Source organism: Spongorhabdus nitratireducens (assembly GCA_947387575.1).
Lineage (GTDB): Bacteria > Pseudomonadota > Gammaproteobacteria > Pseudomonadales > Endozoicomonadaceae > CANDOC01.
On the sequence record CANDOC010000004.1, the window covers coordinates 254,567 to 272,738 of the forward strand.

General features: G+C 47.1%; 16 protein-coding genes, 2 tRNA genes, 1 other RNA gene and 1 pseudogene. 16 read left to right on the forward strand and 4 right to left on the reverse strand.

Going from position 1 to position 18,172, the window contains the following annotated elements; translation table 11 throughout:
• Window positions 1–16 precede the first annotated feature (16 nt).
• Window positions 17–1,138, forward strand: coding sequence for a hypothetical protein (locus ACYZZ0_RS09580; RefSeq protein ID WP_461536395.1), 1,122 nt, complete (start codon window positions 17–19; stop codon window positions 1,136–1,138).
• Window positions 1,135–2,202, forward strand: coding sequence for an acyltransferase family protein (locus ACYZZ0_RS09585; protein ID WP_461536396.1), 1,068 nt, complete (start codon window positions 1,135–1,137; stop codon window positions 2,200–2,202). The genes ACYZZ0_RS09580 and ACYZZ0_RS09585 overlap by 4 nt, the downstream gene beginning before the upstream one ends.
• 55 nt (window positions 2,203–2,257) lie before the next feature.
• On the opposite strand, the gene ACYZZ0_RS09590 is transcribed toward ACYZZ0_RS09585, so the two are convergent.
• Window positions 2,258–3,436 carry a pyridoxal phosphate-dependent aminotransferase gene (locus ACYZZ0_RS09590; RefSeq protein WP_461536397.1) on the reverse strand — a complete coding sequence of 393 codons (1,179 nt, stop codon included), beginning with the start codon at window positions 3,434–3,436 and terminating at the stop codon, window positions 2,258–2,260.
• A gap of 259 nt (window positions 3,437–3,695) precedes the next feature.
• Between ACYZZ0_RS09590 and uvrB the strand changes: the two genes are divergently transcribed.
• The gene (gene uvrB / locus ACYZZ0_RS09595) at window positions 3,696–5,714 is read left to right on the forward strand and encodes an excinuclease ABC subunit UvrB (RefSeq protein WP_461536398.1); all 2,019 of its coding nucleotides are present in this window, start codon (window positions 3,696–3,698) and stop codon (window positions 5,712–5,714) included.
• Between the two features lie 52 nt (window positions 5,715–5,766).
• Here the strand turns inward: uvrB and ACYZZ0_RS09600 are convergent, their stop codons facing one another.
• Window positions 5,767–7,230 (reverse strand): hypothetical protein, encoded by a 1,464-nt coding sequence (locus tag ACYZZ0_RS09600; protein ID WP_461536399.1) that lies wholly within the window; start codon window positions 7,228–7,230, stop codon window positions 5,767–5,769.
• A 152-nt stretch (window positions 7,231–7,382) separates the two neighbouring features.
• On the opposite strand from ACYZZ0_RS09600, the gene ACYZZ0_RS09605 reads away from it, so the two are divergent.
• Both ACYZZ0_RS09605 and ACYZZ0_RS09610 read left to right on the forward strand, forming a co-directional pair.
• Window positions 7,383–7,459: transfer RNA gene (locus ACYZZ0_RS09605), tRNA-Val, on the forward strand.
• A 34-nt stretch (window positions 7,460–7,493) separates the two neighbouring features.
• Window positions 7,494–7,570, forward strand: a tRNA-Val gene (locus ACYZZ0_RS09610).
• Between the two features lie 80 nt (window positions 7,571–7,650).
• On the opposite strand, the pseudogene ACYZZ0_RS09615 reads toward ACYZZ0_RS09610, so the two are convergent.
• Window positions 7,651–7,818, reverse strand: a pseudogene (locus ACYZZ0_RS09615) (hypothetical protein); the annotation flags it as partial.
• Window positions 7,819–8,463: 645 nt separating this feature from the next.
• Here ACYZZ0_RS09615 and ACYZZ0_RS09620 point away from each other — a divergent pair.
• The 7 genes from ACYZZ0_RS09620 (at window position 8,464) to ACYZZ0_RS09650 (ending at window position 13,750) form a co-directional block, all read left to right on the forward strand.
• The gene (locus ACYZZ0_RS09620) at window positions 8,464–9,279 is read left to right on the forward strand and encodes a tetratricopeptide repeat protein (protein WP_461536400.1); all 816 of its coding nucleotides are present in this window, start codon (window positions 8,464–8,466) and stop codon (window positions 9,277–9,279) included.
• A 446-nt stretch (window positions 9,280–9,725) separates the two neighbouring features.
• Window positions 9,726–10,310, forward strand: a complete 585-nt coding sequence (locus tag ACYZZ0_RS09625) for a hypothetical protein (RefSeq protein ID WP_461536401.1) — start codon at window positions 9,726–9,728, stop codon at window positions 10,308–10,310.
• Window positions 10,300–10,998: a hypothetical protein gene (locus tag ACYZZ0_RS09630; RefSeq protein ID WP_461536402.1), complete on the forward strand. Its 699-nt coding sequence runs from the start codon at window positions 10,300–10,302 to the stop codon at window positions 10,996–10,998. Before ACYZZ0_RS09625 ends, ACYZZ0_RS09630 begins: the two co-directional genes overlap by 11 nt.
• Before the next feature lie 75 nt (window positions 10,999–11,073).
• Window positions 11,074–11,913: a DUF2971 domain-containing protein gene (locus tag ACYZZ0_RS09635; RefSeq protein WP_461536403.1), complete on the forward strand. Its 840-nt coding sequence runs from the start codon at window positions 11,074–11,076 to the stop codon at window positions 11,911–11,913.
• A 296-nt stretch (window positions 11,914–12,209) separates the two neighbouring features.
• Window positions 12,210–12,539 (forward strand): hypothetical protein, encoded by a 330-nt coding sequence (locus ACYZZ0_RS09640; RefSeq protein WP_461536404.1) that lies wholly within the window; start codon window positions 12,210–12,212, stop codon window positions 12,537–12,539.
• The gene (locus ACYZZ0_RS09645) at window positions 12,536–13,339 is read left to right on the forward strand and encodes a DUF2145 domain-containing protein (RefSeq protein WP_461536405.1); all 804 of its coding nucleotides are present in this window, start codon (window positions 12,536–12,538) and stop codon (window positions 13,337–13,339) included. The genes ACYZZ0_RS09640 and ACYZZ0_RS09645 overlap by 4 nt, the downstream gene beginning before the upstream one ends.
• 63 nt (window positions 13,340–13,402) lie before the next feature.
• Window positions 13,403–13,750, forward strand: a complete 348-nt coding sequence (locus ACYZZ0_RS09650) for a hypothetical protein (RefSeq protein WP_461536406.1) — start codon at window positions 13,403–13,405, stop codon at window positions 13,748–13,750.
• A gap of 46 nt (window positions 13,751–13,796) precedes the next feature.
• Here the strand turns inward: ACYZZ0_RS09650 and nfi are convergent, their stop codons facing one another.
• Complete coding sequence (gene nfi / locus ACYZZ0_RS09655; RefSeq protein WP_461536407.1) at window positions 13,797–14,546, reverse strand: deoxyribonuclease V; 750 nt, start codon at window positions 14,544–14,546, stop codon at window positions 13,797–13,799.
• Window positions 14,547–14,599: 53 nt separating this feature from the next.
• Between nfi and ACYZZ0_RS09660 the strand changes: the two genes are divergently transcribed.
• The 4 genes from ACYZZ0_RS09660 (at window position 14,600) to ACYZZ0_RS09675 (ending at window position 18,156) form a co-directional block, all read left to right on the forward strand.
• Window positions 14,600–15,388 (forward strand): ParA family protein, encoded by a 789-nt coding sequence (locus tag ACYZZ0_RS09660; RefSeq protein WP_461536408.1) that lies wholly within the window; start codon window positions 14,600–14,602, stop codon window positions 15,386–15,388.
• A gap of 91 nt (window positions 15,389–15,479) precedes the next feature.
• An RNA gene (gene ffs / locus ACYZZ0_RS09665) (signal recognition particle sRNA small type) lies at window positions 15,480–15,577 on the forward strand.
• Window positions 15,578–15,790: 213 nt separating this feature from the next.
• Window positions 15,791–17,803, forward strand: coding sequence for a DNA polymerase III subunit gamma/tau (gene dnaX, locus ACYZZ0_RS09670; RefSeq protein WP_461536409.1), 2,013 nt, complete (start codon window positions 15,791–15,793; stop codon window positions 17,801–17,803).
• A 26-nt stretch (window positions 17,804–17,829) separates the two neighbouring features.
• Window positions 17,830–18,156 (forward strand): YbaB/EbfC family nucleoid-associated protein, encoded by a 327-nt coding sequence (locus tag ACYZZ0_RS09675; RefSeq protein WP_461536410.1) that lies wholly within the window; start codon window positions 17,830–17,832, stop codon window positions 18,154–18,156.
• Window positions 18,157–18,172 lie beyond the last annotated feature (16 nt).

Genomic DNA, 18,172 nt, shown 5'->3' on the forward strand with positions numbered 1-18,172 from the left:
GTGAGGTTCTTTCTAGATGAGTGCTCTGTCAGAAAGCCAGTTGCCTCTTGTGTCACGGCGAAGCTCAATAAACCTTTTTCACTGGGCTTTATTAGTTGTAACCCTGATACCTTATGTTGCCCTGGCGGCACAGTTTGCTGGGGTCAGTGGTGCTACATTAACGGTCGTTATTATTGGTTTTATTGCTACTGGTCATGTGCCTGCAACAGCATACTTGTTAACAGATCCTGATATCAGGAATTATATTAGAAAATATCAGGGGCGAATGATCTATTTCTGTGTTGCCATTGTTTTGTTGAATTTTATTGTTTTTGGGCTGTTGGCTGAAAATGTTGGTGGCGGTGCACCGGTCATTGTCTATTTCTTTATGCTTTATTACACGCTTTGGCAAACGTGGCATTTTGCAAAGCAAAATTTAGGTGTTTTTTCTTTTTCATGTATATGTTCGAAACGTAAGCCTGGGTTGAAAATTGAAAGGTGGGCTGTTCTTGGTGGAGGTATTGCAGGTGTAATTGGCGTCTATCAGGCGGCTGGAGAAGGTCTAAAGGTTTATTACCCAAGTGAAAATTTATCTTACATGGATTTTTTGTTTTCACAGCTTTGGTATCTAGGGCTTTTTATATTGGTTCTCAGTATTTTTCTGGCTGTGTATTCATTATGGATTCGTCGTAAAGAGCTGAAACCAGTCAATGTCTTGTTGCTTTTATCCAGTACAGCTTTTTTTACACCATATTTTTTTACAGGAGATGCCTTGCTTGCCTTTGCGTCCTTTACATGGGCTCATGGATTGCAATATATATTGATTTTGTGGGTGCATTCGGTAAGTCGAAGAGATGTTGAAGGTGTTTCGTCTGCTGGCTTCAAGTGGCGTTGGGCTTATGTAGCAGGAGCTGCATTGTTCTTTATGCTTTGTAGTTTATTCGTTCGTGATTTGATTGTTTGGTCGACTCAGTTTGGAACTGCGACTGCAGCCCTCCTGAATATTCAGGCTAATTATCCTCTTATTTTGAATCTTGTCGTGGCGACACTAACAAGTATTACCATGATCCATTTTATATGGGATGCTAGATTGTGGCGACTGAGTGAGCATGAACCTCGAGCATGGGTAAGAAAACAATTTGGGTTTTTGTTTGAATGAATATCGCAGAAAGACGCTCGGACTATGATTCGATAAGAGCTGTTGCTGCTTTGATGGTTGCTTTTGCCCATTGGTTTATGGGCAGTGCTCTTGCAAACTCTTTTATGTTTGGTAGAGCAGGGGTGGTAGCATTTTTTGTGTTGAGTGGCATGTTTATCGGGCGTATTTTGTTTTATCAGTCCAGCATTGAAGGAGAAACAAGGGTTTCAGTTTTTTTGAAATTTGCTTTGAGTCGAATTTTAAGGATTGTTCCGCCATATATTTTTGCAATATTTTTGATATATCTCCTAGGTTATCAATATGTTCAAAGCAATATTGATGCATTGGTTTTGTTTGTAAGTAATTTCGACATGGTTTCAGGCTCTCTCTATGGTTATGCAGTTCATTTTTGGACAATTTCTGTTGAGGTGCAGTTTTATATTTTTTGGGCGGTTTTGTTCTTTTTGATGCCGTCTGAAAAACTGCGAGCTAAAGTTTTGTTATTAATGATTGTTTTTGGGTTTTTCTGGAGGCTATTTAGTAGCTATACAGATCAGGGTTGGGTTTTTTCTACTTATCTTTTGCCGGGCTGTATTGATTCTTTTGCTGTAGGGCTCCTTTTGACCAGGGAAAGAAGGGTTCGAAATAGTGGGTTAATGCTATTGTTGTCCATTGTGTTTTTACTTTCAGTCATGGCTGCTGTTGACTTTAAGCCATATGAGTCTGTAGATTCAGTTTGGTTTCCTGCCGTCCAGGATGTTTCTTTTACTGTTTTGACTGCCTGCCTGATTATTTATATGGATAATCATAAAAATTTAATTAATGAAAATTTTCTTTTCAGGAAGGTTCTTGCTCCTTTGGGACTGATTAGTTACGGGTTTTATATCTGGCACTATTTTGCGATACCTTTTTGGGCGCAGATGGGCGTTAGTTTTAATTCAGATGAGTATAAATTTTTAGCATATTTCTCTTTCTCCTTCATAGCTGCAGGGTTGTCATGGTTCATAATTGAAAAGCCAGCGATGAAACTCAGGAGAAGCATTGTGAAAGTACTGAAGATGAAGCCTGCAACAGCTGATCAATGATGATTCACGATGCCCTGTGTGAGTGTACGGGATCGTGAATCATCAAAGTAATTGGTTATTTTAGAGAGGCTTGCATACGATCAAGGGCTGTTTGCAATGCTTCTCTGCTGGTTGCAAAAGAAATCCGCGCATAACCCTCAGCGCCAAATGCCGAACCAGGCACCAAAGCAACACCCGCTTCCAGAAACATCTCGGCCAGTGCGGTATCAGATGAGATACCTTTCATTCGCATAGCGTCCCTGAAACAGGGGAAGGTATAAAAGGTACCATCGCTTTCCAGTGCATTGACGCCGGGCATTTCATTCAGGCGCTTCACCACATAGTCATGGCGTTCTTTAAACGCTTTTACCATTTCCCTGACAGGTTGCTGCGGGCCATTCAGTGCTTCAGTTGCGGCTGCCTGGGCAATGGAGCAGGGGTTGGACGTGCTCTGAGACTGAATTTTTTTCATGCTGGCAATCAGCCATGAGGGTCCGCCGGCATAACCGATTCGCCAGCCGGTCATTGAATAGGCCTTGGATACGCCGTTCAGAACAATGGTACGGTCATACAGTTGAGGGCAGACATTGAGGATATTGCAGAACGGCTGATCTCCCCAGACAATATGCTCGTACATATCATCGGTGGCGATCATGATATTTGGATGCTTCAGCAATACATCTGCCAGTGCTTGCAGTTCATTCTCGGTATAGGCCGTACCGGTCGGGTTAGACGGACTGTTAAGAACAACCAACCGGGTGCGGGAAGTAATTGCCTGCTCCAGCTGCTCCGGTGTCATTTTGAAGCGGCTTTCCTGACTGGTGGAGACGATAATCGGAGAGGCTTCCGCAATACGTACCATATCCGGATAGGAAACCCAGTAAGGAGCCGGAATAACAACTTCATCACCGGGGTTGAGCAGCGCCAGAGCCAGGTTGAAAAAGCTCTGCTTGCCACCACAGGAAACCAGAACTTGGTTAAATTCATATTCAAAGCCGTTATCACGCTTGAACTTGTGGATAATGGCCTGTTTCAGCTCGGGTGTGCCGTCGACGGCGGTATATTTGGTCTTGCCATCAGTGATGGCCTGAATAGCAGCGGCTTTTATATGATCAGGGGTATCAAAATCCGGCTCGCCGGCACCCAGACCGATAATGTCCTTGCCGGAAGCGCGTAATTCTGCAGCGCGGGTGGTTACGGCCAGAGTCGGGGATGGCTTGATAAGGCCTACGCGATGAGAAAGCTGCTGGTCCATCTGAATTCCTCTTGGTATACATGCCGGTAATCAATGCAGTTACAGTCTTGCTGGTTGTTTTAATACTGCATTGCGGGTCAGCATGATGGTGATGGATTTCGCCCTGAGCCTTTGTCGCTTGCCTGTTTGCAGTGCAGCGGCATAATGATCATAGCGACCGGTTGTGCGGCTGGTATTTTCACTTGTGGTTGTAGTGGAAAACCAGTATGAGTCCGGCGGTTAGTGATAATACACCATCCAGACAGATTGCAGGAAGAGAATGGGGCGTCAATTCAAGGTTCATTCCGCATTTAAGCCAGCCGGCGACCAGCCCGGCGCGATTGAGCAGCTGGTAAAGGGTATCGATGCAGGACTGGCCTGCCAGACTCTACTGGGGGTTACCGGTTCCGGTAAAACCTTTTCCATTGCCAATGTGGTAGAGAAGCTGCAGCGCCCGACCATTGTAATGGCGCATAACAAAACGCTGGCAGCCCAGTTGTACGGCGAGTTCAAAGAGTTCTTTCCGGATAATGCGGTCGAGTATTTCGTTTCCTATTACGACTACTATCAGCCGGAAGCCTATGTGCCGTCGTCTGACACCTATATCGAAAAGGATGCCTCGGTTAACGAACATATTGAGCAGATGCGACTGTCGGCCACCAAGGCGCTGATGGAACGTGATGACGCACTGATTGTTGCAACCGTCTCTGCGATTTACGGTTTGGGTGATCCGGAATCCTACCTGAAAATGATGCTGCATCTGAGCCGCGGCGATATGGTGGATCAGCGCGATATCATGCGTCGGCTGGCGGAACTGCAATACAGCCGCAACGATGTCGAACTGAAGCGCGCCACTTATCGGGTACGGGGCGATGTTATTGATATTTTCCCGGCTGAATCAGAAAAAGAAGCTGTTCGTCTCGAGCTGTTCGATGAAGAGCTGGAAGAAATCAGCTGGTTTGATCCGCTGACCGGTGAAGTGTTGCGCAAAGTGCCTCGCGTAACCATTTATCCCAAGTCCCACTATGTCACACCCCGGCAAACCCTGCTGGATGCTGTGGACAAAATCAAGGATGAGCTGACAGATCGACTCAAGGTACTGCGGGATAATAACAAGCTGGTGGAAGCCCAGAGACTGGAACAGCGCACCCGGTTTGATATCGAAATGATTATGGAACTGGGTTACTGCACCGGTATTGAGAACTACTCCCGCTATCTCTCCGGTCGTGCGCCGGGAGAGCCACCTCCGACCCTGTTTGACTATATCCCGGACAATGCCCTGCTGGTTATCGATGAGTCCCATGTCTCGGTACCGCAGGTTGGTGCCATGTATAAAGGCGACCGTTCCCGTAAGGAAACACTGGTAGAACACGGTTTCCGCCTGCCTTCGGCACTGGATAACCGTCCGATGAAATTTGAAGAATGGGAAGCCAGACGACCGCAGACTATTTTCGTTTCAGCGACTCCCGGCGTCTACGAGAAAGAACATCAGGATCAGGTTGTAGAACAAGTAGTCAGACCGACCGGGCTGGTTGACCCTGAAGTTGAAGTGCGCCCGGCAATGACCCAGGTAGATGATCTGTTGGCAGAGATTCGGGAACGGGTTGCGGACAGTGAACGGGTGCTGGTCACCACCCTGACCAAGCGCATGGCAGAAGATCTGACGGATTATCTGAGTGAACATGATGTACGGGTGCGCTATCTGCACTCGGATATTGATACCGTGGAGCGGGTGGAGATTATCCGTGATCTGCGACTCGGTGTATTCGATGTGCTGGTGGGTATCAACCTGCTGCGGGAAGGTCTGGATATGCCGGAAGTCTCGCTGGTGGCAATCCTTGATGCAGACAAGGAAGGTTTCCTTCGCTCCGACCGGTCACTGATCCAGACTATTGGCCGGGCTGCCCGTAACCTGAAAGGCAAGGCGATTCTTTATGCTGACCGGGTAACCGGTTCCATGCAGCGTGCGCTTGACGAAACCGAACGGCGCCGCACCAAACAGCTGGAGTTCAACAAGCAGCATGGCATTGTGCCCAAGGGCGTTACCAAGTCCGTTGCCGACATTATGGAAGGCGCCGTGGTACCGGGCAAAGGACGGGGTCGCACACAGGCAGCGAAAGTGGCCGAGCCGGCGGCCGGATATGCAGTGGATAAATCACTGACGCCGGATCAGTTGGCGAAGAAGCTCAGAACGCTGGAAGAGCAGATGTACACTCATGCGCGTAATCTTGAGTTTGAGCAGGCGGCTGCAATTCGGGATCAGATTGAGCAGTTGAAAGATCAGGTGCTGGGCGGGTGAGTCGAATCAGACAACAGGCCCCGAAAGGCCTGTTGCTTTCTCTCATACTGACTTAAAAGTTGTAATCCAATTGAATGACACTGCTGTCTGTCAGGATAAAGTGTTCGAGCATGTGCGGGTGCAGTTCAGTAGGTAATGTGCCTACAGTGCAGCAATCCGTCCAGATCAGAGAAGCAGGTGGTAGTAAGGTCCTGTCTGAAGGTTCCGGCCAGTCTGTCACCTGCAGTTTAAATTCATAATTGCCAGCCGTTGCCTGAACTTCCTCTAGAGAGGGCTGCGATTGGCCGACAGTTACGCTATACAGCCTGCCCTTAAACGGTCTTGTCATTACACGATATTCATCATGATCTTTTTCCGAGAGGGTCGAATCTCTGAGAACCCTTGATTGTGGGCTATCAAAGAGCATCAGGTTGCGACAGTGTCGCAGGTCTTGAGGCGCTACAGCCAAAACGTCCTGAATCAAGGCGCCCTGATGATGGTGCATAGAGAGACTTACCCTGCGGCACGTTGTATCTGTGCAAACATCGAAAATATCACCGAAGTTGTTGTTTTTGTATTCTCTATCGCCGTGCTCGTGATCTTTTATACGAAGCCGGGCTGAAGCCTGTGCAATATTTGTCTGCTTCCATTCCTGATCTCCCGGCTTCAGCGCGGTTTGATACAGAATAAAGGCTCTGCCGTCATCCTGCCTGCCTGCTTTTGTTTCCCTGCGTGTTGCATCCAGGCTGGCCACAATGTGGTACTGGTCATTGACGCCTTTAACAAGATCAATGCCTGTCGACATATAGCGGCGACCCGGCAAAGGGTTTTTGAGAGAGGTGGCTGTTTGTGGATTGTCACAAACTTTATTACTTCCGGGGGCAGGGAAGGGTCGTATGTTAATCGTTTGAGACTGACTTGTTGCTGTATCTGGTGCTTGCGGGGGAATATCAAGGATGAAACAGCGCTCATCGCTGGCGACAAAACAATGCGTCGCACCATCCGCTGTTTTAAAGGCGGTAGATACACTCATGGGAGAAAACAATTCCCGGGGCTTGCCTGTGGCAGAGATAATCAGCGCGCCTAAAGATGAAGATGCAGTGGCACTGTTGATTTCTGTCTGGGTTTGGTAATCAGGGCAGCCGCTGGATGCCTGGGTCATTTGGGCATGACACACATGCTTGTAGTAACCTGATGCTTCAGGTTGAGCAGTGAGATCAAAGATATAGATAAAACCGTTGGGACTAAGAAAAACAGGGTGGTTGTCATCAACAATGCCCAGCCTCGTAAGGTATTGCCGGTTCAGACCCCCATGGTGTTCGGCCTCAGGCAGATGAAGCCTGAAAACCTTTCTGTCCTGGCCAGCCTCTCCGATATTGGTGATTCTGATCAGATGGGCAACAACCCCTGATCTACCAGGTGTCTTGCTTACATCTTTATCATATGCAACAAAAAAGCCTGTCATCGCCACCGAGCAGGGCGCTATGAAGGACAGATAAAGCAGGCTGATGATTACTGCAAAACGCTTAAGCTTCATTGCTCTACTCCGTGTAGATGAGTGCTAACTGAGAGTGGCTACAGAATGAAAAGTTCAGCCTTTTTAACGAGCCGAAGAGCGAAATAAGTGAAAAGCGTAGCCATTTGGGCTTGCCTTTTTTCATATGAATCAATAAGATTCAAAACCTCTTCAGGCGGTTAGCTCAGTTGGTTAGAGCGCAACGTTGACATCGTTGAGGTCGCTAGTTCGAATCTAGTACCGCCTACCAGTTTTCCCTGTTTGAGTCTTCAGGCAGTGTCTATAGTCGGTTAGCTCAGTTGGTTAGAGCGCGTCGTTGACATCGACGAGGTCGCTAGTTCGAATCTAGTACCGACTACCATTATTTTCTTTATATTCAATATCTTACTGCCTGTGTAAGTATCCAGTCCGGATTTTTTTGGATAAATTTTGGATAAATAATTACAGCTTGATCTCCTTGAGCGGCGCTGAAACCTGCTTGAACCTTCCCTCGTGTTCCTTCAAATAAATCTCGGTTGTCTCCGGATTGGTATGACCCATGACAGCCTGGATCGCGGTTATATCTTCTCCGAATTTCTTCATGAGGTGTGCTGATAAAGCACGGATCTCGTGAAACGTTGGTTACTGCAGAGCGGGGACATCATCAAACAGCCCGGTTGCTAACCGGGCCTTCTGTAGTTGTTGTTGGGCATAGCGGAGATTGATTTGGGTTCAGTGCTCTTTGCTTGCACATCGGCAGACCATTGGATTGACAAGTTACCTGCCTTTTTAATTTATGCACTCCGAACTCTTTTTCACCTGCTTAAATGCAATTTCATGCACTTTTGTCTCATGATAATATCCGCTTTTTGTACGACATGTTGCGGTCACATTCGGGGCAGGAACAATCCATCATAGCCATGAAGGATGGCGGTAGCGTGGCTATCTCAGGCTGATATTTCGCGTGAAACAGTTCGTCTATGTGCAATTGCAGGCCTTGGATAACTTGCTGTTTTGTATATGAAATACAGTGGTATCTGAAAATCTGTTAGTTAAGCGACAAATATATGAAACACAAAATGCGACATGGCAGCTAAACGAACTGGAACAGGGAGTAAGGCGGGAAGGCTTATCAGCTCTGACTTCCAGAGAAGTGCGTCTTTCACGCAGATAGCTCGTTAAGCGAAACTGGTTCGTAAAAACAACTGTTAAGTGGCTCATCAAATTCATCATCAAGCCTTAAGGCATATTTTTAATCAATAGACAAAGTAATTTATGAAAAAGACTATTCTCGCAATAACATTATCATTGACATGCACTTCTGCATTCTCTGCATCATTAGAAAAAGCAGAGTTGCTTTCTGAACATGGATTGACCAAAGAGGCAAAAATAGAACTGATTGATGTGGTTTTTAGTAAAACATCAAATGCAAATAAATCAGCTGCATATTATGAGCTTGGAAATATCGCATTCGAAAATAATCAAGTCGCATCAGCATTAAAGACGTGGACGCAACTTGTATCTAAATTCCCAAGTTCTAAAGAATCTGAATTAGTTAAAAGCAAAATTGAACTGCTCTCCGAAATTGTTGGAGAAAGTGCCAAGGAAAACGTTGATAATGCAATTGCTGCATCTTATATAAAGCATGCTGATTTCTGGTCTTCAGACCGAGATAGTAAATTTACTATTGATTCTAGTTGGATACCTAAAGTTGAAACTGCAAATAAATGGTATGATAAAGTGATTACCGAGTTTCCGAACACTAAAGCTGCAAGGATTGCATACGAAGAAAAAATTCGTACCCTTCTTGGCTGGAAAGAAAGAGGAAAGTACGGCTCTTCATATGGTGTAGAAAAAGATTTTAATGCATATATGCCGCAAGTATTAGAGACTTTTTCTGCTCTTGAGGGTAACTTCCCCAAAGCTTCAACTTTACAAGCCTTTCGCTATCAAATTGCTCAAGCTTATTGGGGTAGAAAAGATTGGAAAAATACTCGTCTATGGTTGAATACAATTATTGAAAAATCTGGCGATAAAGATAGTTTCTACAGAGATACTGCACAACGTCGCTTACAAAAGGTTGAATACTAAGCAACAGCCACTTAGACATAATGACTCCCGCTGACGGGTAAAAGCTGGCCTCCGAATAAAACGCGGTGTTGTGGTAGTAGTCATTGCCCGGGAGCTATCGGCATTTATGTGGGAAATCATCACGAAGGGTATGGATCAGCAACTGCAGGCAACTGCCTGAGTCATCAATAGAGAAAGCCGTTAAAGAGGTTCACCCATTCTGACGCTGCAACTCCGGCCAGTGAGTAACCCTCGATCTTGTTAGGAGCTCAGGCAGTCATATGCTGAGTGCTCGATCCTAGAGAGAGGCAGGCTCACACGACGGATACATGAAAAGTGGTTTCAGCCCACGAATATCAGCGTGCCAGCCGTCGCAATTTCAGGTTCCAGTATCAGAATGGGTATTTAATATGAGTTTAAAACGAACGTATTTAAAACCCGCTTGACCGCGGGAGTCATATCAACAAGTGGTTCCAGGTGACGCCTACGGCGCACCTGAATTGGGCGTTAGATTTAACATTAAGGTAAATATGTCCAACATAATTAACATTGAAAACTTTGATTTTCCAGGCTTTAGCGGGATCGAGTCAAAATGTTCTGTCAGCTTGATTTTTCCGGAAAATAAGGAAGATTGCATTATTGTAGCTTGCACACAAAAGAAAGATTATACAGGAACGTCAATAACTAACGGTTTTGAAAACATTCTACAGAAGCTGTGCAAAGAAGGTTTGAATGGGAGTCATGGCGAAGAATTCAAGAAGCTATTAACAAAGAGCATTGAACAAGAAAGTAGCTTTTTTGCAAAGCTAAAGTCGTTACTCAAGAGTAATGTCGAGTTATCACCAAATTACCTTACCCTTTTTGAAGAAGGCATACTAATTTGGCTGGAAATATATCCTCCTGGAACAGGGATAGTAGATGACAGAATAACTGTTCAAAGAGTCTACATTACTGAAGATGGATCACCTGTTTGGAGCAATCTTTTAAGCAGAGAATACTTTGAAAATAAGCTAGGAGTGAAGTACGAAGGAATTGTTAAGTATGCCTTATAACCCTGATTATGAATGGGCTGTTCTTTTAGGGCGTAGCTTAGTTAAGAAAGCAATATCAAAGCTGGATGATGACGAGGCTGAAGGCTCAAAGGAAGTTACAGAGAGTTTTCTACAGGAAGAAGCATTGAATAAATTGCGTGCTCTTCTTCCATCTTCAAACTTAAAAAACAAAGAGTTTTCTATTCGAGATGATTTAGGATTTGAGAATTCACGGAATCCATGCGCAGATATTGTTATATTTAATCCGTGGGAGGATCCAGAAAACAAAAATGTGTATACAATTGCTGAGATCAAGCGAAGCTATGAGAGATCTTCTAATAAAAAAGAAATAATTCAGGATATAGCAAGACTTGCAGTATTAGCGAAGAGAAGAAATGTTTCAACTTACCTGTTCTTGTGTGGTCGAGATACTAATATATCTAGATTATTTAAAACTTCAGTCAATGAATTTATAAGTCAAGATTCATCTAGTCCAACTATACAATTTGAAGGAAATGTGCTTTCTAAAGATCTTGATACAATTTACATAGATGCGTTAAATAAAGCTGGTGTACAGAAAGTAAAAACAAAACTACTTCAGCCGTTTAGTCTTGATGGTTACTCGTCTTATGTATGGAGAGTGCAAACCCAACAAGATGAAGAAATTCGAGATAAAATAAATTACTGGGTATATGAGTCAAAAATCTAACAAGCGCATGCATAAGGACAGCCGCCGCTTCGCGTCGTCTGCCTATGATGCGGGCGTTAGATTTTAAGCAAACATATGTATAAATATCTAGATGAGAATGGTGTTCTCGTATTAGAACACGGGACGCTAAAATTCGGCACTGCTAGATCATTCAATGATCCTTTTGAACTAAGACCTGTTATTGACAACATTGCTAGTGACAGTGAAATTAAAAATCATTTTGAAAGTAATTTTGATGAAATAGTAGAGGATACATATCAATCTCTTTCAGAGCTAGAGAAAGCAGTCTTCCCGATCGATTTACTCAAACAAATAACTGAAGGAAGTAGTTCCTCATTATTAAGTGGAGTAAAGGCATTACAAAAGCCAGTAGCAAACCTTCTTCAAGGGAAAGCACATGATACTTTGCAGGAAACTGTTGGTGTTTTATGCCTGACCGAGAATGAGAATGATCATTTGATGTGGGCACATTATGCAAATTCACACAAGGGTTTCATGATAGAGTTCGACACCAGCAACATTTTTTTCAATCAAAGAAAAACTGAGTCTGACTCTCTCAGGCATCTTGTTCAAGTTGATTATGATCCTCAACGAAGACACTACACACTATCAGAATTAAGTGAAGAAGATCTATATACCTTCAAAGATGAAGCATGGCGCTATGAAAATGAATGGAGAATGATGGTTGCACTCTGTGATGCCGATGAGACGAAGATAGTTCATGGAGAAACCATTCACTTATTCAAATTCCCATTTGATGCAATCAAACGAGTGGTGCTGGGTGCTAACTCAGATGACAACCTTGAGAAAAGGGTTAAAGATTCTTGGAAGAAAAACTTCCCTCATGCAAGTATCTTTAAAGCGGTTGTCGATGAAAAAGAATACAGCCTGAAGTATGAGAAAATTAAAATCTAACGAGTGACTGTGGTATTTGGCCAAGATTATCCAGATGATATTCTCTTCCAAGCAAGCACCATTTTTTAAATCATATCTTGGGTATCTCGACTGCTCTTTGCATTCATGAAAAGAGAGGAAGTTTAGGGAGTCTGAAAAATCATTCGAGCATCAGTGCCAGACTAGAGCAAGATTCAGCAAGTATCATAAAATCCCGAAAGAAAATGCCCCAGAACACAGTTCATGTCTATGGCATGATACTCCTCACGCGTCTTCCAGAATAAAAAGTACTTTTAAACAAGCAAGGAGATTGCTTTATGAAAATAATAAAACTAATGGCCACCATGCTAGTTCTCACAAGTACTGTCGTGCAAGCCGAAAGCGGAGCCTCTGACCAGTCAGCAACTGCCAGCAGGCACTCTGCATTAGCCGCTTACCACGGTACGTCTGCAACAGTTAAGGTAGGCAGTGCTGTATCCGCTGTTCCTCTTGTTGTTGTGGGTGGTACCAGCCAGGCCTCAACCCAGGCAGGAACTGCGATGATCGAGTTTGCCACCCAGCCGGCGGAATTGCCTGTTACTGAGAAGACAATCACCGCAGCGCCGTCACCCCTGCAGATGATGAAACAGCAGGATGCTGCTCAATGAAGGCACTTAATTCATGCTTTGCAGTCCTGCTGTTTTCCTTTTCAGTCTTGAGTCATGGTGGCAGTGCCCAGACTGAAGATGCTGTATACAGTGTCGAGCAGATCGAGGCCTTTGCTAAATCCGTTGAAAAATATGCGGCAAAAAAAGGTGCGCAGGTCTTTATTCTCGGGCGTGTAGGTCGCAATCCTGCTGATTTGCCGAACGGTATCAACTTTACCCATACCGCGATCGGTGTTTATTCAACCATTACCCTGGCAAGCGGGGAGAAGGTCAACGGTTATGCTATTCATAACCTTTACCAGGTTGCAGGCCAGCTGGATAGAAGTGAGCTGGTAGTCGATTACCCGGTTGATTTCTTCTGGGGAGTAAACGCTCTCAGAGCGGGTATTGTTATCCCGACGGCTGAGCTGCAGCAACGGATCATGAAAGCCATTGCTACCGGTGTGCCGGCACGACTGCATAATGGCAGTTACTCGGTAATTGCCAATCCGTTTAGCCAGGATTATCAGAACTGTACTGAGCATACGCTTGATGTGATTAATGCATCGATCTATCAGACCACTGATATTGCCCAGCTCAAGGTTAACAGTGCCGCTCATTTTGACCCTCAGCATGTCGATGTCAGTCCGGTAAAAAGAATGCTGGGTAACTGGTTTGTTGATGATGTATCAACCGATGATCATGACGGCGAAATCTATACCGCTACCCTGACGACGATCGCTAAATACCTGGACAAAAATAAACTGCTGACCGATGCAGTCTACCTGCACGCAGACGGCAGTAGCAGTCGTTTATATTAACCTTGCCGGGCGGGTCAGCCCGGTTATCACAACAATAAGTCGATCTAAAAAACGGAATTTAGAATGAAATTTTTCAAGTATCTTATCGTGCTCACAATCTCCGCTGTTCTAACCGGTTGTGGAGGGCACGGCTTTGAAGGTGAGTATGAGGCCAAAGCTGATTCTTCCAACAAATTTTTGAGTTCTATGGCCGGTGCCATGGGTTCGGACAAACTGGTTATTGGTGCTGACTTTATTGAGTCCGGTGGTTCCAGAACAATGTTTGACGAAATCTTTGTGCGTGAGTCCGGCTCAGAAAAGTATCTGGTCTTCAAAAACAAGGAAGGTGAAGAGGGGTGGAAGATCGTTGATGATAATACCCTGATTCAGGGTAACGGACTGGTGAGTGTCAAGCTGACCCGTGTGAATTAAGAATAGAGGTGCATGCCGCTCCGAATACTGTTGGCAGTTGTTGAAGTCACGGTAACCGGGTGGTGTGCTCCAGTCTTTTCATAAAAGAAGCCCTTCTTGATGCAATGCCGTCAGCCCAGCGAATGGGTTCCGGCAGTCGATATTTCGGCGCAGCCTGTAATACCAGTTGTGTCGCTGTTTCCAGTGAAACCCGGTGACCGGTAGAGATATAAAGCGGTTTGACGCCGGTTCGGGTTCTCAACACATTTCCAATCACTTCATTATTATCTGTCAGCGGGCTAATTGCGCCCCGTTGATCCGGTACCGCCTGGTGCTCGCCGGTAAGCCGGCTTTTGCCAACGCCAATGGTGGGTATATTCGCCAGTATGCCCAGATGGGAGGCAACACCGAGCCGGCGCGGGTGGGCAATGCCCTGGCCGTCGCAGAAGATCAGATCGGGTTGAGCCGGAAGTTGCTGCAGGCATTCAAGCAGGGCAGGGCACTCGCGAAACGAGAGCAGGCCGGGAATATAGGGAATACGTGTAGGCTCCCGGTAAATGCGATAATCCAGTAATTCCAGCTGTGGCCAGGACATCAGGGAAATCACGGCCCGGGTTGTCTGGCCGTTATCTTCAAAACCCACATCGGCACCGGCGACCTGCCGGATTTCACCGAAGCTGTCCGTTCGAATAACTTGTTGTGCCAGCTCGGACTGCTGTTGTCTGGCCTGGGCATAATCCATAGCTATATCCAGATTAAGGTTTTCAGGATCGCCGTGGCGGCAGTTGAATTCACCGGGGCATCCCGATAACGTCATGTTACCTGCAGCAGCAGGATAAATAACAATAGTTCAGGGGGAGGGGCGGCCAGATGCGCCGGGTTATATTCAATCAGAAAGGTGGTGTGGGAAAGTCCAGTATCGTCTGTAATCTTGCGGCAATTAGTGCGTCCCGAGGGTACAAGACGCTGGTTGTTGATCTTGATCCGCAGGGTAATTCAACCCAGTATCTGCTGGGGCTGAAGGATGAAAAGCTGCGTCATACCATTGCCGATTTTTTTGAGCAGTCACTGTCTTTTAATCTGTTTTCCAAAGAGCCAAAGGACTTTGTTCATAAAACGCCTTTTGCCAATCTCAGTGTGATGCCTTCCAGTCCGTTGCTGGACGAGCTGGAGCACAAGCTGGAAACCAAACATAAAATCTACAAATTGCGTGATGCGCTGAAGTCGCTCGGTTCAATCTATGAGCGGATTTATATTGATACCGCACCGGCGATGAATTTCTATACCCGCTCGGCATTGATTGCGGCGGACCGCTGCCTGATTCCCTTTGACTGCGATGCTTTCTCTCAGCGGGCGCTGTACAGCATTCACAGCGAGATTGCCGAACTGAGTGAAGACCATAACCGTGATCTGGTGATTGAAGGTGTTGTGGTCAACCAGTTCCAGCCCCGGGTAAAACTGCCCCAGGCACTGATTGAAGAGTTGATGTCCGATGGCTACAAGGTGCTGCCGGATTATCTGGGGCAGTCAGTAAAAATGCGGGAATCTCATGGTGCCTCAAAGCCACTGGTTTATTTTGCACCCGAGCACAAACTGACCAAACAGTATGAAGCGCTGTTCGACCGGATTGAGGACGTTCAGCTTCCGCTTGAGGTCTGAACAGAAAGATTGCGGATGTGGCTTGCAATGCCGCCGCCTTTCAGCGAGAATGCAACGCGTCCGAGCAATTCGGAACTGCAATGGTGGGTCCTGTCGGTCCCCCCGCAACAGTCAGCTGTGAATCCCGCCAGGTCCGGAAGGAAGCAACGGTAGCAGTGCGAGTGTGTGCCGGGGTGTCGGCTGGCAGGATCTGCCTCCAAACTCTTCTCTACAAATTATCCTTTATATCCCTTCTTTTTTATCCTGTGTTTACTGGCCGGTTTTGCCGTATCGTGCAATTTCCTACCGAGTTGGTTAGCATAGAGTTTTTCCATGGCCCCTGTTCAATGTGCGGTTTCGCTTGATGCTTTCGCGTGGGCGCCGTTTTGATTAACAGGTTTGTTCGGAGCACTGATCCGGCTCATGAGCTATCAGGTACTGGCCCGCAAATGGCGGCCAAAAACATTCAAGGAACTGGTTGGACAAGTCCATGTACTGAAGGCGCTGGTCAATGCGCTGGATACGGGACGGTTACACCATGCCTATCTATTCACCGGCACCCGTGGGGTTGGTAAAACCACCATTGCCCGGATTCTCGCCAAGTGCCTGAACTGTGAGCAGGGTGTCAGCTCGGAGCCCTGTGGCGTCTGTTCCGCCTGTACGGAAATTGATGAAGGCCGGTTTGTTGACCTGATTGAGGTTGACGCGGCGTCCCGTACCCGGGTGGATGATACCCGCGAGCTGCTGGATAACGTGCAGTATGCACCGACCCGTGGCCGCTACAAGGTGTACCTGATTGACGAGGTGCACATGCTCTCCATGCACAGTTTCAACGCCTTGTTGAAAACATTGGAAGAGCCGCCGCCCCATATCAAGTTTTTGCTGGCGACCACTGATCCGCAGAAGCTGCCGGTGACGATTCTGTCCCGCTGCCTGCAGTTTGGTCTGAAGAATATGTCGCCCGAGCGCATTGTTGGTCATCTCGACAATGTACTGAAAGAAGAAAAGGTGAGTTTCGAGCAGGAAGCCCTGTGGCAGCTTGGTCGCGCCGCTGATGGCAGCATGCGGGATGCCTTGAGTCTGACAGATCAGGCTATTGCTTTTGGTAATGGCAATGTCACTGCAGCGGATGTCAGCTCCATGCTCGGCACCATCGATCGTAGTCAGGTACTGCGACTGGTGGAGTTGCTGATCGGACATAATGGTTCCGGCATGTTGCAGGCAGTCGCTGAACTGGCTGAGCATGCACCGGACTATGCTTCGGTGCTGGCGGAAATGCTGTCGGTATTGCATCACATCGCTATTGGCCAGAGTGTGCCAGGTGCGGTGGATAACAGTCAGGGTGACGGCGAAAAGATTAAGGAACTGGCGGGCAGGGCAACCGCAGAAGATGTTCACCTGTTTTATCAGGTCGGCATGATTGGCCGGCGTGACCTGCCTCTGGCACCAGACCCGCGCACCGGCTTTGAAATGGCGCTGCTGCGAATGCTGGCTTTCCGACCAGATGGTGCGCCGGTAGAACAGCCGCTGCTTCCAGGGGCGGATCAGCCGGATAATACCCCGCCCATTGAACCTGTTGCTGATTCCGGGGTGGAGCATACAGTACCGGAAGCGCCTGTTGATACGGGTGCAGAAAGTAATCCAGACAGCACTGCCAACAATGATGATTTATTACAGGCAGAGCCAGCTCCGGTAGTTGAAACAGCACCAGAGCCTGTAGCTGAGGTTCCGGTTCAGGAATCACCTGCCGAAGCACCGCAGCCATTGCCTGATCTGGCTCCGCAGGAAGAGCCACCTCACCCGGCAGATATGGCAGGTATTTATGACAGTGGTATGCCGCCTGAAGACAGTGCGCCTGCTGCTGATCTCAGTCAGATGCCTCCGGCTCATACTGAAATTGCACCTGAACCTCAGGTTGTTAAGCCGGAAGTTGAAACGGCCCCACCTGCTGTAAAGCAGGAGCCTGAACCAAAAAAAACTGAACCGTCTGCAGTTGCAGTAAACCCGGAACTGCCGGCGGAATTACCGGAAAAGATTACTCCAGGCAACTGGTGGCAGGTATTTGAGCTGCTGGGTCTGAGAGGTGTTACAGGCACCATTGCATCGCACTGTGAGCTGGTATCAGCTCAACCGGACCGGATCGAGTTAAGGCTGGACCAATCCCATGCCACGCTGCATAACCCGACCCATGACCAGCGAATTACCAAGGCCATGTCTGAGTTGCTGGGACACCCGGTACAAGTCGCGGTAACATTGGGCACCGTTGTTTCTGAAACGCCGGCCGCCCGGCGTATCCGGCTGAAGGCAGAAAGGCTGCAGCTGGCGAAAGACACTATTTACGCAGATAACCATGTACAGCAACTGGTCGAACGGTTTGCAGCGCAGGTTATCGATGAATCCATTGCTCCGCGGGATCCTGTCAATCAGCCCGCGTGAGCGTTAATGTGAGAATGAGGTAGAGAATGCTGAAAGGTGGTATGGGCAATCTGATGAAGCAGGCCCAGAAAATGCAGGAGCAGCTTCAGAAGGCTCAGGAAGAGCTGGCCAATGCCGAAGTTACCGGTGAATCCGGCGCAGGCATGGTTAAGGTAGTAATGACCGGTCGTCATGACGTCAAGCGTGTCACCATTGATGACAGCCTGATGGAAGAAGACAAGGAAATGCTGGAAGACCTGCTGGCTGCAGCGGTGAACGACGCTGTTCGCAAGGTCGAAGCCAACAATCAGGAAAAAATGGCCGGTATTACCGGCGGTATGGGCATGCCGGGCGGCATGAAGATGCCTTTCTGATAACTGTTGACGCAAA